Origin of the sequence: Burkholderia sp. HI2500, from assembly GCF_002223055.1 — a bacterium.
Classification (GTDB): Bacteria; Pseudomonadota; Gammaproteobacteria; order Burkholderiales; family Burkholderiaceae; genus Burkholderia.
The window spans coordinates 1,101,364-1,117,979 of the sequence record NZ_NKFL01000007.1 but is presented as its reverse complement, the minus strand read 5'-3'; the positions used below and the strand labels follow the sequence as shown (position 1 = coordinate 1,117,979).

The 16,616-nt window shown below is 67.1% G+C and carries 15 protein-coding genes; 9 read left to right on the top strand and 6 right to left on the bottom strand.

Translation table 11 applies throughout. The features are described 5' to 3' along the window. Window positions 1-80: 80 nt before the first annotated feature. Window positions 81-332 carry a hypothetical protein gene (locus CFB45_RS38840; RefSeq protein WP_144025275.1) on the bottom strand — a complete coding sequence of 84 codons (252 nt, stop codon included), beginning with the start codon at window positions 330-332 and terminating at the stop codon, window positions 81-83. Here CFB45_RS38840 and msuE point away from each other — a divergent pair. The 4 genes from msuE (at window position 316) to CFB45_RS37025 (ending at window position 4,992) form a co-directional block, all read left to right on the top strand. Then, the gene (gene msuE / locus CFB45_RS37040; protein ID WP_069250299.1) at window positions 316-876 is read left to right on the top strand and encodes an FMN reductase; all 561 of its coding nucleotides are present in this window, start codon (window positions 316-318) and stop codon (window positions 874-876) included. The two genes, CFB45_RS38840 and msuE, sit on opposite strands and share 17 nt — an antisense overlap. Before the next feature lie 36 nt (window positions 877-912). Continuing rightward, window positions 913-2,016 carry a dimethylsulfone monooxygenase SfnG gene (sfnG, locus tag CFB45_RS37035; RefSeq protein ID WP_089430013.1) on the top strand — a complete coding sequence of 368 codons (1,104 nt, stop codon included), beginning with the start codon at window positions 913-915 and terminating at the stop codon, window positions 2,014-2,016. 174 nt (window positions 2,017-2,190) lie between these two features. After that, a complete protein-coding gene (locus tag CFB45_RS37030; RefSeq protein ID WP_089430158.1) occupies window positions 2,191-3,426 on the top strand; it encodes an SfnB family sulfur acquisition oxidoreductase in 1,236 nt (411 codons plus the stop codon). 117 nt (window positions 3,427-3,543) lie between these two features. Further along, complete coding sequence (locus CFB45_RS37025) at window positions 3,544-4,992, top strand: APC family permease (protein ID WP_089430012.1); 1,449 nt, start codon at window positions 3,544-3,546, stop codon at window positions 4,990-4,992. A 97-nt stretch (window positions 4,993-5,089) separates the two neighbouring features. Here CFB45_RS37025 and CFB45_RS37020 read toward each other — a convergent pair whose 3' ends face one another. Continuing rightward, entirely contained in the window at window positions 5,090-5,737 is a 648-nt protein-coding gene (locus tag CFB45_RS37020; protein ID WP_089430011.1) for a LysE family translocator, read from the bottom strand. 110 nt (window positions 5,738-5,847) lie between these two features. Between CFB45_RS37020 and CFB45_RS37015 the strand changes: the two genes are divergently transcribed. Continuing rightward, on the top strand, window positions 5,848-6,699 hold the full coding sequence (locus CFB45_RS37015; protein WP_039364498.1) for a LysR substrate-binding domain-containing protein: 852 nt from the start codon (window positions 5,848-5,850) through the stop codon (window positions 6,697-6,699). A 22-nt stretch (window positions 6,700-6,721) separates the two neighbouring features. Here CFB45_RS37015 and CFB45_RS37010 read toward each other — a convergent pair whose 3' ends face one another. Then, entirely contained in the window at window positions 6,722-7,618 is an 897-nt protein-coding gene (locus CFB45_RS37010) for a LysR substrate-binding domain-containing protein (RefSeq protein WP_089430010.1), read from the bottom strand. A gap of 152 nt (window positions 7,619-7,770) precedes the next feature. Here CFB45_RS37010 and ydiJ point away from each other — a divergent pair, with 152 nt between their 5' ends. After that, window positions 7,771-10,830: a D-2-hydroxyglutarate dehydrogenase YdiJ gene (ydiJ, locus tag CFB45_RS37005; protein WP_089430009.1), complete on the top strand. Its 3,060-nt coding sequence runs from the start codon at window positions 7,771-7,773 to the stop codon at window positions 10,828-10,830. Window positions 10,831-10,924: 94 nt separating this feature from the next. On the opposite strand, the gene CFB45_RS37000 is transcribed toward ydiJ, so the two are convergent. From CFB45_RS37000 to CFB45_RS36990, 3 genes are all read right to left on the bottom strand, one after another. After that, entirely contained in the window at window positions 10,925-11,227 is a 303-nt protein-coding gene (locus CFB45_RS37000; protein ID WP_089430008.1) for a DNA-binding protein, read from the bottom strand. An 87-nt stretch (window positions 11,228-11,314) separates the two neighbouring features. Further along, window positions 11,315-12,469, bottom strand: coding sequence for a branched-chain amino acid ABC transporter substrate-binding protein (locus CFB45_RS36995; RefSeq protein ID WP_089430007.1), 1,155 nt, complete (start codon window positions 12,467-12,469; stop codon window positions 11,315-11,317). 641 nt (window positions 12,470-13,110) lie between these two features. Continuing rightward, window positions 13,111-14,010 (bottom strand): DMT family transporter, encoded by a 900-nt coding sequence (locus tag CFB45_RS36990; protein ID WP_089430006.1) that lies wholly within the window; start codon window positions 14,008-14,010, stop codon window positions 13,111-13,113. A gap of 57 nt (window positions 14,011-14,067) precedes the next feature. On the opposite strand from CFB45_RS36990, the gene CFB45_RS36985 reads away from it, so the two are divergent. From CFB45_RS36985 to CFB45_RS36975, 3 genes are all read left to right on the top strand, one after another. Beyond that, window positions 14,068-15,054 (top strand): LysR substrate-binding domain-containing protein, encoded by a 987-nt coding sequence (locus tag CFB45_RS36985; protein ID WP_089430005.1) that lies wholly within the window; start codon window positions 14,068-14,070, stop codon window positions 15,052-15,054. A 184-nt stretch (window positions 15,055-15,238) separates the two neighbouring features. Continuing rightward, the gene (locus tag CFB45_RS36980) at window positions 15,239-15,907 is read left to right on the top strand and encodes a nitroreductase (protein WP_089430004.1); all 669 of its coding nucleotides are present in this window, start codon (window positions 15,239-15,241) and stop codon (window positions 15,905-15,907) included. Window positions 15,908-16,025: 118 nt separating this feature from the next. Beyond that, complete coding sequence (locus tag CFB45_RS36975) at window positions 16,026-16,481, top strand: sodium:proline symporter (protein ID WP_089430003.1); 456 nt, start codon at window positions 16,026-16,028, stop codon at window positions 16,479-16,481. The last annotated feature ends 135 nt before the right edge of the window (window positions 16,482-16,616 follow it).

The following is a 16,616-nucleotide window of genomic DNA, read 5'->3' as shown; positions in this document are numbered from 1 at the left end:
GCCGCGTGCCTGCCGGAATCCGTGTCGAAGCGGAAAAACCTGCCTGCCGCACGCCGCGCTGCTGATCAAGCAGCAGTACATCAGCAACGTTGTTTCCCCGAGTTCATCGCACTGCGGAATATGGTTGTGACGCCATGGCTGGCACGCTTATCGACGTGCGCGAACAACGGCGGCGCCGCGACTGGCGGTCGATCGCGATGCATTTCGTCATGCAGACGATCGTTTTCCCGCTCGATCATCGAAATGGCACGCTCCTTGCTGACCCAAGACGTGACGGGTGCGTCGGCACCCGACTCGACAATGGGAATGCAACCGATGAGCAATGCAATCAACGTGGTCGCGATATCGGGCGGCCTGCAGCGGCCGTCGCGCACGCTGGCGCTGACCGACGCGATCGTCGCGGCGCTCGGCGCCGCGCTGCCGATCGAAACACGGCTGATCGAACTCGGCGAGATCGGCGGCCGGCTGGCCGGCGCGCTGACGCGCGCGCAGGTGCCGGCCGACCTCGATGCGCAGATCCGCGCGATCGAGACGGCCGATGCGCTCGTCGTCGCGAGCCCCGTGTATCGCGCGTCGTACACGGGCCTCTTCAAGCACCTGTTCGACCTCGTGCATCACGAAGCGCTGATCGACGTGCCCGTGCTGCTCGCGGCCACCGGCGGCAGCGAGCGTCATGCGCTCGTGATCGACCATCAGCTCCGTCCGCTGTTCAGCTTCTTCCAGGCCCGCACGCTGCCGATCGGCGTGTATGCGTCCGAAAGCGATTTCGACCAGTACCAGATCACGAACCCGGCGCTGCGCGCGCGTATCGCGCTCGCCGTCGATCGCGCGGTGCCGCAATTGCGCCCGCATGCGCTTTCCGTTGCGGCCGCGTAGGCCGCCTGCGTTTTCCCTTCCGACCAGGACACACTCATGAGCCATCCCGACCCTTCCGCCGACGGCGTCAAGTTCGCCTACTGGGTGCCGAACGTCAGCGGCGGCCTCGTCGTCAGCACGATCGAGCAGCGCACCGACTGGAGCCTCGAATACAACCAGCAGCTCGCGCGCACGGCCGAGGCGGCCGGCTTCGACTACGCGCTGAGCCAGATCCGCTTCACGGCCGGCTACGGCGCCGAATACCAGCACGAGTCGGTGTCGTTCAGCCAGGCGCTGCTGCATGCGACGACGAAGCTCAAGGTGCTCGCCGCGATCCTGCCGGGGCCGTGGCATCCGGCCGTGGTCGCGAAGCAGCTCGCGACGATCGACCACATCTCGAACGGGCGCATCGCGATCAACGTCGTGAGCGGCTGGTTCAAGGGCGAATTCACCGCGATCGGCGAGCCGTGGCTCGAGCACGACGAACGCTATCGGCGCTCGAAGGAATTCATCCAGGCGCTGAAGGGCATCTGGACGCAGGACAACTTCACGTTCAAGGGCGACTTCTACCGCTTCAACGACTACACGCTGAGCCCGAAGCCGGTGCAGAAGCCGCACCCGGAGATTTTCCAGGGCGGCAGCTCGCGGGCGGCGCGCGACAACGCGGCGAGCGTGTCGGACTGGTACTTCACGAACGGCAATACGCCGGAGAACCTGAAGACGCAGATCGACGATATCCGCGCGAAGGCGGCCGCGAACAATCATCGCGTGCGGATCGGCGTCAACGCGTTCGTGATCGCGCGCGATACCGAGGAAGAGGCGAAGGCCGTGCTCGACGACATCATCCGGCACGCGCACGTCGAGGCCGTGCACGCGTTCGGCGATGCGGTGAAGCAGGCCGGCAAGGCATCGCCCGAAGGCGAGGGCAACTGGGCGAAGTCGACGTTCGAGGATCTCGTGCAGTACAACGACGGCTTCCGCACGAACCTGATCGGCACGCCGCGGCAGATCGCCGAACGCATCGTCGCGCTGAAGGCGATCGGCGTCGATCTGGTGCTCGCGGGGTTCCTGCATTTCATCGAGGAAGTCGAGTACTTCGGCCAACGCGTGCTGCCGCTCGTGCGCGAACTCGAGGCGCAGCAGCAGGCGGTTGCCGCGTGACGCGGAGGCCGGTGCGCGGCGCGCGTTCACGCATGCCGCGCGCGGTCCGATCGAACGGGTGACATCGACCGCTCTTGCGGGTCATCCAAGTTCAACGTTTCGGATATCGAAACAGGAGGCTGGCGGACGCTTCGCGGCACCGCCGGCCGGTTCATGCGCTTTACCGGAATCTACATGTCTACGGAATTCATCGAAGAAAACGTGCAACCGCAAGCGGGCACCCCACACGCTCCCGTTCCCGTCATCGGCTCGGATGCCGAGGCACTCGACGTCGCGCACCGGGTCGCGGCACGACTGGCCGAGCACGCCGCGTTGCGCGACCGCGAGCGCAAGCTGCCGTTCGACGAGATCGAGCTGTTCTCGTCGAGTGGTTTGTGGGGCATCACCGTGCCGCGCGAATACGGTGGCGCGGAGGTGTCGAACGTGACGCTCGCGGAAGTGATCGCGATCGTTTCGCAGGCCGACCCGTCGCTCGGCCAGATCCCGCAGAACCACTATTGCCTGATCGAGGACATCCGCCTCGAAGGCAGCGATGCGCAGAAGCGCTTCTTCTTCGATCTCGTGCTGAAGGGCACGCGCTATGGGAACGCGTTCTCGGAAGCGGGCGGCAAGAACGTGCTCGATATCCAGACGCGTGTGCGCCGCGACGGCGACGCGTTCGTGCTGAACGGCCGCAAGTTCTATTCGACCGGCACGCTGTTCGCACACTGGATTCCGGTGCTCGCGCTCGACGAGTCGGAGCAGGCCGTGCTCGCGTTCGTGAAGCAGGGTGCGCCCGGGCTGACCGTCGTGGACGACTGGAGCGGCTTCGGGCAGCGCACGACCGCGAGCGGCACGGTGATCGTCGAGAACGTGCGCGTGAGCCCGTTCGAAATTTTCCACACGCAGCGTTCGTACGACCGCCCGACCTTCGCGGGCCCGTTCGCGCAGATCACGACCGCCGCGATCGACCTCGGCATTGCGCGCGCCGCGCTGCAGGACACGATCGCGTTCGTGCAGCAGCATGCGCGCCCGTGGATCGACAGCGGCGTCGAACGCGCGAGCGAGGATCCGCTGACGGTCGCGCAGATCGGCGACATCGCGTACCGCGTGCACGCGGCCGAAGCGCTGCTCGCTCGCTCGGGGCGCTTCGTCGACGCGGCGAAACGCGAGCCGAGCGAGGAAACGGTCGCGCAGGCCGCGATCGCGGTGGGCGAGGCGAAGATCGCGACGACCGAGGTGTCGCTGCTCGCGGCGAGCAAGCTGTTCGAACTCGGCGGCAGCAAGTCGACGCTCGCGAAATACAACTTCGACCGCCACTGGCGCAACGCGCGCGTGCATACGCTGCACGATCCGGTGCGTTGGAAGTATCACGCGATCGGCAACTACTACCTCAACGGCGTGAAGCCCGCGCGCCATTCCTGGAATTAGCCGGGTCGTGCCGGCGTATTTCCCGCGACGAAACATGGGCGAGGAAACCCGGTGGCCGCATTGGCAGCCAGCACCGCCGCGTAGGCGGCCTTGCTTCATTCCTGACGAGGTAAATCGATGAGTCATCCAGCAAGCACCGCACAGGCATTGCCTGCGCACAATACCGTGCCGCCGGCAGGCGGCCTGCGGCGCAACTATCTGAGCCTGCCCGAGCTGATCGCGCAGTCGATCGGCCTCGTCGGCGTGTCGGGCGGGATCGGCGTGCTGATCCCCGCCGTCTTCGCGACGGCCGGCAACGGCACGTGGCTGGCCTACCTGTTCGCGATCGTTGCGCTGCTGTTCGCGTCGTGGAGCATCTCGGTGTTCGCGCGCGATTCGGCGTCGCCGGGGGCGCTATACGCGTACGTGTCGGCCGGCATCGGGCCGGTCTGGGGCGCGATCTGCGGCTGGTCGCTGCTGATCGCCTATGCGGTGGCTGCCGCGGGCATCCTGCAGGGGACGATCAACACGTTTCTGGTGCTGGGCCGCGAGACGGGACTGCTCGGCAGTGCGACGCCGCTCGGCGTGGTGCTCGGGCTCACGGTCGTCACCGCGTTCGCCGCGTGGTACATCGCGTTTCGCGACATCCGGCTGTCCACGCGCTTCACGCTGTTCGTCGAACTCGCGACGCTGCTGCTGATCGCCGTCGTCGTGGTCGGGACGATCGCGTTCGGCGGGCATCCGGTCGATCGCGCGCAACTGGCGCTGGAAGGCGTGAAGCCGACGCAGTTGCAGCTCGGGATGGTGCTCGCGTTCTTCAGCTTCACGGGGTTCGAGAGCGCGACCGTGCTCGGCGCGGAAGCGCGCGACCCGTTCCGCGCGATTCCGCGCGCGGTGCTGATCAGCGTCGTCGGGCCGGCGATCCTGTTCGTGATCGGCGCATACGGGATGGTGAGTGCGTTCCACGGGCAGACGCCGCCGCTCGATCAGGTCGACGGCCCGCTCGCGGTGCTCGCGCATCGGCTCGGGGCCGGCTGGGTCGGTGTGCTGATCGACTTGGGCGTGGCGTTGAGCTTCTTCGCGGCATTCTTCTCGTCGATCAATGCGGCGGCGCGGATCGTCTATACGTTCGGGCGGCAGGGCGTGCTGCATGCATCGACGGGCCACGCGCACGAGCGGAATGCGACGCCGCACGTCGCGGTGGCGCTGATCGCGGTGCTGGCGCTGGTGACCGCGCTGGTGTTCACCGCACGCGGCACCGCGCTGCTCGATTCGTATGGCTATCTCAGTTCGATCGCGACGTACGGCTGGCTGCTTGCGTACGTGCTGGTGGCGATCGGCGCGCCGCTTTATCTGCGCCGGCAGCGCCGGCTGCGTGCGCGGCATGTGGTGATCAGCGTCGTGGCGGTCGTGCTGCTCGCGATTCCGCTGGCCGGCAGCGTGTATCCGGTGCCGGCGGGCGTCTATGCGTGGCTGCCTTATGTGTTCGTCGCATTGCTGGCGATCGGGCTCGGGTGGTTCCTGGTGCTGCGCGTCCGGTTTCCGGAACGGTTGCGCGAGCTGGAGGCGGAGCTGCTGACGAAGTGACCGGGTTGCGCCGACGAAGGGTTTCCTGCATGACGGCCGGTGGGCAATGTTGCCCACCGGCCGCTTCCGTTTCAGTTCAGCGGTTCGCTCGCGGCCGTCACGCCATGCCCGCCATCCTCGAAGCATCGACCACCATCTGCACGCCGAGCCCGCCGAGAATGAGCCCCATCGCCCAGCGCTGCGCGAGCAGCAGGGTCGGGCGCCCGTGCAGGAACGTCGCGATGCGGCTCGAACAGATCGCCACCAGCCCGTTCGCGCAAGCGAACGCGGTGATCAGCAACGAACCGAGGAACAGCGATTGCCCGAGCACGCTGCCGTTCCGGTAGTCGATGAACTGCGGCAGTAGCGAAATGAACAGCATCGCGAGCTTCGGGTTCAGCACGCTGGTCGTCGCGCCCATCGCCAGCAAACGAAGCGGGCGCTCGCTCGGCAATGCACGCACCTCGAACGGCGAGCGGCCGCCGGGCCTGACGGCCTGCCACGCGAGATACAACAGGTACGCCGCACCGACCACGGCCAGAACACTGCCCGCGTAGGGCACGCTCATGAACAGCGTCGTGATCCCGAACGCCGCACCGAACATGTAGAACAGGTAGCCGATCATCACGCCGCCGAGCGAGATGAGCCCCGCGGTGCGTCCCTGCGCGATCGAGCGCGACATCACGTAGACCATGTTCGGCCCGGGCGTGACCGCGAGCATGCCGCCGATGACGAGAAATCCGTAGAGCGATCCGGACGTATGCATGTCTGATGATTCCTGCAACGAGTAAGGGCTGACGGGATGCATTGTCCGATCGTGGAGGAGAACAGTAAAACGGGATAAACTGAATCGATTAATCAGTTTTTCTGAAGATGATGAAAAAGCTCGACCTCGATGTGCTCGCGATGGTGGTGGCCGTGGCGGAATCCGGATCGTTCGCGCAGGGCGCGCAGGCCGTGCACCGGTCGCCGTCGGCGGTGAGCATGCAGATCAAGGCGCTGGAAGACGCGCTCGGCAAGCCGCTCTTCATCCGCGACACGCGCAACGTGACGCCGACCGACGACGGCACGATGCTCGCCGAATACGGCCGCCGGATGCTGGCGATGCGCGACGAGGCCTGGGCGTCGGTCGTGCGCCCGGAGGTCCGCGGCCGCGTGACGATCGGCGTGCCCGACGATTACATTTCGTCGCTGCTGCCGCAGGTGCTCGGCAAGTTCGCCGCGATGCATCCGCGCGTGGAAATACGCGTGATCGGCCAGCCGAGCAGCGCGCTCGTGCCGATGCTGAAGGACAACACGGTCGACCTCGCGTGCCTCACGCGGATCAAGGGGGTGACCGGCGAGCTGATCCGGCTCGAGCCGCTCGTCTGGGTCGGGTCGCCGAAGCGCAATGTGTGGGAAGAGCGGCCGCTGCCGGTGGCTTTTTTCACGCACGGCGGCAGCATGGCGCGCGATCACGCGGTCAAGGCGCTGAACCGGCGGAAGATCCCGTACCGGATGTCGTACGAGAGCCCGAGCCACCTCGGCCTGCTCAGCATGGTGGAGGCCGGGCTCGCGGTCGCGCCGCTGGCGCGCTGCTGCATTCCCGATCATCTCGTGCAGCTGTCGGAAAGCCACGGGCTGCCGCCGCTCGGCGAAATGGAGGTCGTGCTCGCGCGCAGCGCACAGTCCGCGCGCCCGCCGTGCGACTACCTGGCCGAGCAGATTCTCGGCGAATGGCGCACCTGAGCGGCCCGACGCCGGCCGCATTTCAGCACGACTTCAGCAGCCATTCGCGGAACGCGACGAGCGACGGCAGCGTCTCGTTCCCCGGCGGGTAGACGAGGTAGTAGCTGCGCTGGCTGGTGATCGCGTCGCCGATCGACACGAGCTCGTGGCGGCTCAGCTCGTCTTCCACCAGCACTTTCGGCACGAGCCCGATCCCCATCCCGGCCCGCACCGCCTGGATCAGGTGCGACGTGAGCTCGAAGCTCGGGCCGACGCGCATCTGCCGATGGTCGAGCCGATAGTGCGAAAACCATTCCGCCCACGCCTGCTGGTTGCTCGTCACGCCAAGCAGCGTCTGCTTCGCGGCCCACGCCGGCGTGCGTGCGTCGGCCTTGCGGCGGCTTGCGCTGCCCGTGTCCGGCGGCGCGATCGCGATCAGGAACTCGTTGTACAGCCGGTGCGCGTGCAGGCCCGGCCAGTCGCCTGCGCCGACGGTAATGGCCGCGTCGAGGTCGTCGTTGAGGAAATCGATGGCGCCGATCCGCGAATGGAGGTGCACGGTCACGCCCGGATGCGCGGCGTAGAAATCGTGCAGGTGCGGCAGCAGCCATTTCGAGCCGAATGTGGGCAGCGTCGCGAGCCGCAGCGTGCCGGCGCCTGCCTGGTGGGACATCGCCTGCAGCGTCGCGCCGCGGATGCGCCCCAGCGCACCGCTCAGCTCGGTGAAGTAGCGGCGCCCGACTTCGGTCAGCTTGACCGAGCGGCCCTCGCGCCGGAACAGCGGCACGCCGAGTTGATCCTCGAGCGTCTGGACCTGCCGGCTGATCGCGCTCTGGCTCAGCGACAGCTCCTCGGCCGCGCGCGTGTAGCTTTCATGCCGCGCGGCGGCCTCGAATACCAGCAGCAGCGACATCGACGGGGTGAGGCGACGGTAATTCATGAGTTTTATGCAATATTCGCCGGAGCAGAATTCGTTTGTTTCTCGCGAAGTATCCAAAGATACTGGAATTCCCGGTCGCGTGGAAACTTGCTAAAAAATCATGTTTCAGCCGCGCGAGCCGGCCGGTTCCACCCACACTGCCGCCTTTACCCATGTCGATCGCCTCGTTGCCCCGTCCCGCCAGCCCGCCCGCGCATGCGTACCGTGATTTTCTCGCCGCGCTGCAGGCCGCCGGATTCGCCGGGGAAATCCGCGCGGACCATGCGAACCGGACGGTGCAGGCCACCGACAACTCGATCTACCAGCGCCTGCCGCAAGCGGTGATCTGCCCCGCGCATGCGGACGACGTCCGGCTGCTGGCACGGCTGCTCGCCGAGCCCGCGCATCGCGACGTCGCGGTGGCCGCGCGCGGCGGCGGCACGGGCACCAACGGGCAGTCGCTGACCGACGGCGTGGTCGTCGACCTGTCGCGCAACATGAACCGGATCCTCGAAATCGACGTCGAGCAGCGCTGGGTGCGCGTGCAGGCGGGCGTCGTCAAGGATCAGCTCAACGCGGCGCTGAAGCCGCACGGGCTGTTCTTCGCGCCGGAACTGTCGACGTCGAACCGCGCGACCGTCGGCGGAATGATCAACACCGACGCGAGCGGGCAGGGCAGCTGCACGTACGGCAAGACGCGCGACCACGTGCTCGAGCTCGATTTCGTGCTGATGGGCGGAGAGCAGCTGCACAGCGAAGCACTCGCGGACGACGAGCTCGAGCGCCGCTGCGCGCGCGAGGACCGCATCGGCAAGGTCTACCGCACCGCGCGGCGCATCAGCGACGACAAGGCGGCGCTGATCGAAGCGAAGTTTCCGAAGCTCAACCGCTGCCTGACCGGCTACGACCTCGCGCACCTGCGCGAACCGGACGGCCGCTTCAACCTGAACAGCGTGCTGTGCGGCGCGGAAGGCTCGCTCGGCTTCGTCGTCGAGGCGAAGCTCAACGTGCTGCCGATCCCGAAGTACTCGGTGCTGGTCAACGTGCGCTATGCGGGCTTCATGGACGCGCTGCGTGACGCACGTGCCCTGCTCGCGCACCAGCCGCTGTCGATCGAGACGGTCGACTCGAAGGTGCTGATGCTGGCGATGAAGGACTTCGTGTGGAGCAGCGTGGCCGAGTATTTCCCGCAGGACGACGCCCGGCCGACGCTCGGCATCAACCTGATCGAATTCAGCGGCGACGATGCGGAGGACGTCGATGCACGCGTGCGCGCGTTCGTCGACCATCTGCGCACCGATGCGAGCGTGGAGCGCCTGGGGCACACGCTCGCGGCCGGCGACGACGCGGTGAAGCGCGTGTATGCGATGCGCAAGCGCGCGGTGGGCCTGCTCGGCAACGTGCAGGGCGAGGCGCGCCCGCAGCCGTTCGTCGAGGACACTGCGGTGCCGCCCGAGAACCTCGCCGCGTACATCGCCGAATTCCGCGCGCTGCTCGACGGCCACGGGCTGCAATACGGGATGTTCGGGCACGTCGATGCCGGTGTGCTGCACGTGCGGCCGGCGCTCGACATGAAGGACCCGAAGCAGGCGGCGCTGGTGCGGCCCGTATCGGATGCGGTGGCCGAGCTCACGCAGCGCCACGGCGGCCTGTTGTGGGGCGAGCACGGCAAGGGCGTGCGCTCCGAATATGCGCCGGCATTCTTCGGCGAGCTGTATCCGTCGCTGCAGCAACTGAAGGCCGCGTTCGATCCGCACAACCAGTTCAACCCGGGCAAGATCGCGACGCCGCCGGAAAACACGATGCGGCTGCTGAAGATCGACGAAGTGCCGACGCGCGGCGACCACGACCGGCAGATCGACGAGCGCGTGTGGCAGAGCTACGGCACCGCGATGCACTGCAACGGCAATGGCGCGTGCTACAACTTCGATCCGGACGACGCGATGTGCCCGTCGTGGAAGGCGACGCGCGAACGCGTGCAATCGCCGAAGGGGCGGGCGTCGCTGATGCGCGAATGGTTGCGCCTGCAAGGGCAGGCCGGCGTCGACGTCGTCGCGGCGGCGCGTGCGCGGCAGCCGTTCCTGGGCGGCCTTGCCACGCGCTGGCGCAACAGCCGCGCGGCGCGCAACGGCGAAGCCGATTTCTCGCACGAGGTGTACGACGCGATGGCCGGATGCCTCGCGTGCAAGTCGTGCGCGGGGCAGTGCCCGGTGAAGGTGAACGTGCCGGAGTTTCGCTCGCGTTTTCTCGAGCTGTATCACCAGCGCTACCTGCGGCCGCTGCGCGACTACCTGATCGGTTCGCTCGAATTCACGATGCCGTGGATGGCGCGGGTGCCCGCGCTGTACAACGGGCTGATGCGCTCGGGATGGGTGCGCACGGTGCTGGAGCGGCACGTCGGCATGGTCGACAGCCCGCTGCTGAGCCGCTTCGATCTCGCGGCCGTGATCCGTCAATGGCGCGTGAAGCCGGCCGATCCGCAGGCGCTTGCCGCACTGAGCGATGCGCAGCGCGCACGCAGCGTCGTCATCGTGCAGGACACCTTCACGCGCTATTTCGATACCGAGCAACTGGCGACGCTGATCGAGCTGGCGGCGCGCATGGGCTTCCAGGTGTGGCTCGCGCCGCTCGCGCCGAACGGCAAGGCGCTGCACGTGCAGGGCTTCCTGCGCGCGTTCGAGCAGGCGGCGATCCGCAATGCGACGCAGCTGGCCGCGCTGGCGCGCTCGGGTGTCGCGCTGGTCGGCCTCGATCCGGCGATGACGCTCACGTATCGGCAGGAGTACCTGAAGGTGACGGGGCTCACCGATGTGCCGAAAGTTGCGCTGCCGCAGGAGTGGTTGCTGCAGGCGTTGCCGGAGGCTGGTACTGGCGACGGTGTCGGCGGCGTGCCCACGTCGTACCGGTTACTGCCGCACTGCACCGAGAAGACCAATGCGCCCGACAGCGGCAAGCAATGGGCCCAGGTATTCGCGCGGCACGGGCTGCGGTTGAAGGTCGAGTCGACCGGGTGCTGCGGGATGTCGGGTACCTACGGGCACGAGGCGCGCAATCTCGCGACGTCGAAGACGATCTATGCCCAGTCGTGGGCGTCACACGTGGACGGGCCGGAGGACGAAGGCGAGGCGCTGGCGACCGGCTATTCGTGCCGCAGCCAGGTGAAGCGGATGTCGTCGAAGCAGGTGCGCCATCCGTTGCAGGCGCTGCTCGATCACATGCGGGCGGTGGGGTGATTGGTCGGGCGTCGCGTGTCGCGTTGCCCGTGAGATGACATTCGATTCAGCGTCGAGCGGCAAGCCCCGTGCCGTCGTCGACGCATGCCTGTGCTCAGGCGTCGGCTTTCGCCGTTTTTCTGGAACGTGGTTTTTCCACCGCAGGAAACGCACCGCCGCCGCGCGGCCGTTTCGGTTCGATCCGCATCTGCCGGATCACGCGCCGGAAATCGATCTCGTGCGCCGCCATCGTGCCGATCAGTTTCGCGATGACCGCGAGGTGGGAAGGAACCGTGCCCTTGCTCGAATAGTTCGTGATCGAGCTTTCGTTCATCCGGATCAGGCGGGCGAACTCGCGCGCCGTCAGCTGTGCCTTCTTCAACTCCTGTTGAAATTCCGCATACGCCATTGCGCACATGATGCTTCGTCTCCGTGAATCAGAATTCGGCCCGCGCGGCGCCGGCGCCGACGGGTGGCGTTCCCGTCGCACCGGCGCCGCGGCGGGTTACATCTTCACCTGGTCGAGGAAGGTCTTCTTGCCGCTCTTGTAGCCGTAGATCGAGATGATCCCGTGCGTCAGGTCGCCCTTCGAATCGAACGTCGTCGTGCCGATCACGCCTTCGTACTTCGTCGCCGGCATCGCCGCGAGGATCTTCGCCGGGTCGGTCGAGTTCGCGCGCTTCATCGCGTCGACCGCGATGTAGACCGCGTCATACGCGAACGGCGCATCGAACTTGATGCCCTGGTTGAAGCGCTTCTGGTATTTCGCGAGGAAGTCCGCGCCGCCCGGCATCTTCTCGAGCGCGGCGCCGGCCTGCGAGCACAGCACGTTGTCGGCCGCCGGGCCGGCCAGCTCGGCCAGCGAGTCGGTGCACACGCCGTCGCCGGACAGGATCTTCGCGCGCAGGCCGAGCTGCTTCGCCTGCTTCGCGAGCGGGCCGCCGGTGGCGTCCATGCCGCCGTACATGATCGCGTCCGGGTTCTCGCCCTTGACCTTCGTCAGGATCGCGCGGAAGTCGACCGCCTTGTCGTTGGTCGCGTCGTGCGACAGCACCTTCAGGCCGAGCGCCTTCGCCTTCTTCTCGAACTCGTTCGCGAGGCCCTGGCCGTACGCGGTCGAATCGTCGATCACCGCGACGCTCTTCACGCCCTTCGACTGCGCGTAGCTCGCGAGCGCCGGGCCTTGCTGCGCGTCGGTCGCGACCACGCGGTAGGTCGTCTTGAAGCCTTGCTGCGTGTAGGTCGGGTTCGTGGCCGACGGCGAGATCTGCACGATGCCCGCGTCGCTATAGATCTTCGACGCCGGGATCGACGTGCCCGAGTTCAGGTGGCCGATGACGGCGACGACCTTGTCGTCGACGAGCTTCTGCGCGACCTGGGTGGCCTGGCGCGGGTCGGCCGCGTCATCCTGTGCATCGAGTTGCAGTGTGATCTTCTTGCCGCCGATCGTGAGGCCCTTCGCGTTGATTTCCTCGACCGCGAGGCGCGCACCGTTCTCGTTGTCCTTGCCGAGGTGCGAGATGCCGCCCGTCGTCGGTTCGACGCTGCCGATCTTCACGACCTGGTCGGCCATCGCGGTCGACGCGGCCGCGAATGCGGCGGCAGCCAGTGCGACGGTGATCAGGGGTTTGCAGCGCATGCCGACAGTGCTTCGTTCCATCTGCCATCTCCGATTTGAATGTCTTTCTATTGGCGTCTCGACCGGCCGACGGCGAGGTCGGGGCGATCGGACGAGTCTCCATACCCATCATGGGCTTCACTGCATCGCGTCCTGCCCCGCGACGTGCCGCCCGGGTGAGCGGGCGAATCGGGGCCCTGAAACGGTGCAATTCGTATGAATATATATGAAGCCGATTTTGCGCGCTGCAGCGAATCGCGTAGCGGGGCGTTCTCAGCACGGCCGGCGCCCGACATTCGAAGGCGCCGGATGCCGGAAATCGTGCACCGCGGCAGGCCACGGGCTGCAATTCGCTGTCGACGGCCTTACGGCCGCATCCATTATTCGGCCGGCGGCCGGGACGAAGCCATGGACACTGATGCACGGTCAATCCGGAACTGTTCGGTCGATTTGTCTGCACAGTTTGGACGATTTCGATTGCGCATCCGGTTGCGGGGCCATGCTTCATCGCGATCGATATCCTCGTTTTAATGCAACTAACGGTCGAGCCCGGCAGCATCGGTGAACTGGCGCGGGGCGACAGCCTGCACCACGCATTCAGCTTTGCAAGTTCCGGGGTTCGCCCCGACCGGCTCGCTTGCGGATCGCCTGGCCGATCGAGCCGGCCCGCTTCGGCTGCGATCCTACGAACGTCCGCGCAACGCCACGAAGATCACGCCGGCAATCGCCAGCAAGCCGCCGCACACCGTCTCGATGCCGGGTCGCTCGCCGGTCAGCGCCATCGACAGGACCGTCGCGACCGCCGGCGTCAGGTAGAGGAAGTTGGCGGCGCGCGCCGCGCCGAAGTAGCCGAGTGCAAAGGTCCAGGTCGCGTAACCCAGCGCGGCGGGGAAGATGCCGAGCATCAGCACGGCCAGCGCGGTGTCGCGCGACCCGCTGCCCAGCGCCACGAGCGCGCCCGGCAGCCACGGCGTGAGCAGCAGCGCGCCGGCCAGCAGCGTGTACGCGGTGCAGGCCAGCGCGCCGTACACCGGAATCAGCCGCCGCTGCAGCACGAAGTAGCTGGCCGAACACAGGGCCGCGCCGAGAATCAGCGTGCTGCCCGCACCGAGGACGAGGCCGCCCGGCTGCCCGCGTGCGATCACCGCGATGCCGGCGAGGCTGACCAGCGAGCCGAGCCAGCCCCAGCGATTGAAGCGCTCGCCGAGAAACACGGCGGCCAGCAGCGCCGTGAAGATCGGCAGCGTGTTCACGATGAAGCTCGCCGCGCCGGCCGAGACGGTTTGCTCGCCGGTATTGAGCAGCGCGTTGTAGAGCGCGATGCCGAGAAAGCCGCACAACAGGAAGCGTAGCGCGTCGCCGCGGGTCGGCACGCGCGGCCGCCGCACCGCGAGCCACGCGACGATCAGCACGGCTGCGGTGGCGAAGCGCGCCGCCGCGAGCTGCAGCGGCGTCAGGCCATGCAGGCCGATCCGGATGAACGGGAAAGCGGACGCCCACGAGACGATCGTGAAGGCGACCGCGCCGGCCGCGATCAGCGGCTGCCGCGCAGTGCGCGACGACGGGGTGGAGAGCGTGTTCATGCGACCATGATGCGGCGTGGCAAGATGTTAAGCTAGCGCACAGATCAGCATGCAGATATGACGATGATTCACAGCTCGAGCCGGCGGCCGGCCGGCGCTTCAACCCGCTCGAAGCGCGCGCCGGCGGCGTCGCCCGCCGCAGCGCCGGCGCCGGGTTCGCGGCCGCCGCTCGCGAGTCTCGAGACGGTGTGCACGGTCGCGCGCGAGGGTTCGTTCCTGGCCGCGGCGGATGTCTCCGGCGTGACGCACGGCGCGATCAGCCGGCGGGTGGCCGCTGTCGAAAACTGGCTCGGCCTGCGGTTGTTCGAACGTCATGCGCGCGGCGTGCGCCTGACGCCGGACGGCCAGCGCTTCGTCGGCCGGATCGAGCAGGCGTTCGCGATCATCGACAGTGCGGCCGATCAGTGGCGCTCGCCGCGTACGCCGCGGCTGGTCAGGATGAGCGTGGTGCCGGCCTTCGCGCAGCTCTGGCTGCTCGAGCGCCAGCATGCACTCGAGAGCGAGGCGCCCGCATTGCGGATCGAACTCGGCATCGATCTGCGCAACGTGGATATCGCCGGCGGCGAAGCAGACCTGTCGATCCGGTACGGGCGCGGCAACTGGCGTCAGCTCGACACCCGTGCGTTCATGCCGGAACGACTCTATCCGGTCGCGCATCCGCGGCTTGCCGCGCAACTGTCGAAGGCGCGCCGCCGGCGCGGCGATGCCGCGTTGCTCGACATGCCGTTGCTGCACGATTCCGACGTGACCGGCTGGCGCACGTGGTTCGATGCATTGGGCGTGCCGTTCAAGCCGCGCGCGCAGGATCGCCGTTTCGAGGATTACAACCTCGTGCTGGCCGCCGCCGAGGCCGGGCTCGGCGTGGCGCTGGCGCGGGTACCGCTCGCCGACGCCTATCTCAAGCGCAGCGAACTCGTGCGCGTGAGCCCGCACGAAGTCGATTCGGTGCTCAGGTATTACTTCGTGCATGCGAAGGGGGAGAATCGGCCTGAGGTGCTGGCGTTGATGGAGCGGATGCGGGCGGCGGTGGGGGCAGGCGGCTAGCCCTGGCTAGGGTATCGTGTCGGCCCGCCACGGTAGCTGTGGCAGCGAAAAAGCGTTGTGCGATACGCGGCACTAGGCTCGGGCCGCCGGATCGACGACAATGCGACCGCGAAAAACGATGAGGTGGAGAGATGAACGAGATTCGAAAAGGGATGCATCCGTGCGGATGCAAGCGAGGTCAACAATGAACAAGCCGGACAAGTCGTCGAAAGCGCGTGCCGCGCTCGACCAGCTGTTTTCGGGCATGGCGCCCACGGATGCGACGCGCGCGTCGCGTCCTGGCAATCCGTTCGAAGCGAGCGCGGACGATGCATCCGCCGGCACGGGCGGCCGCGGCGGTATCGAGGTCACGCTGTCGACCCGGATCCAGTTGCGCGGCTATCCGAATGCGAACGCGTTCATGAAGCGCATGGCCGAAGCATGGGGGCTGGAGTGGGGGATGTACGACAGCGTCAAGGCCATCGCGACGCTGCCCGTCGGTTGGCGAGCGCGCCGGCTGCCGGAAGTCACGCAAATCGTCGACGGACACGACGTGCTGCGCGCGGAGAGCAGCCTGCAGGGCGGCGAAATGTCGTATCTGAAAGTGCATCCGCGGTACTACATCGACGCACGCAAGGGATTGGGCTGGGGCAAGTCGTCGAAGGCGTCCGACGATCCGGATCTCGATGGCCCCGACTGGAACTGCTTCGTGATCGATCGCGAAAAGTCCATCGAAGTGCACGAACTGACGACTTCGTCGCTGAAAGCCGACATGGACAACGCGCGGGCGACGTTGCTGAAATGGCTGGACGAGAACTATCCGAAACATCGCGATCCTTTCGCTTACTGGTCGGATTGCGAAGGAGCGTCGTAATTTTGCGTGGCTGCCCGGTTCGGGTTCCGGTTCACCGGCACGCGCTGTGCGGCCGGCGCCGGAGCGGGTGGGGTGCAAGTCGCTTCGATGCATCGGCCGGTTGCGACGGGAGCGTCAATTGAAACGAGCCAGTGTCGTCCCGGTTCTCTGGGCAGCGTTCGGTGCGGCGGTCGGTTCGACCGTCATCGAGCTGCTGCTCTGGCCGATCGTCGGCGACGACGCGATCGGGAACCTGCTGCGCGACACACGCCTCACGGCAGCCATCGTGATGGGGCGCGGCGTGCTCGGCGCGTCCGCCGGCTTCGATCCGCTCGTCATGGCGGTGGCGACCCTCGTGCATCTGGTGCTGTCGCTGGTCTATGCGGCCGTGCTGGCGAAGGCGATTCGCAACCTGTCGCTCGCGGCCTCGCTCTTCGTGGGCGGCGCGTTCGGCCTCATTCTGTACGGCGTCAACCTGTACGCGTTCACCGCGATCTTCCCGTGGTTCATTCCGGTTCGTGGCGCGATCACACTCGTGGCCCATCTGGTATTCGGGATCACGGCAGCGGCGGCCTACCGCTGCGCCAGGCGCTAGGCCGGGCGCCAATCGACGGTTCCCGCGTCGATCATTCACATCAGACCCCTGGAATAAGCCCGCGCGCTGCATCGTTTAGCCGTCAGGAGACCCTGCACGATGCGGCGGCGCGTGAGCACCGCATGATGAATCGTG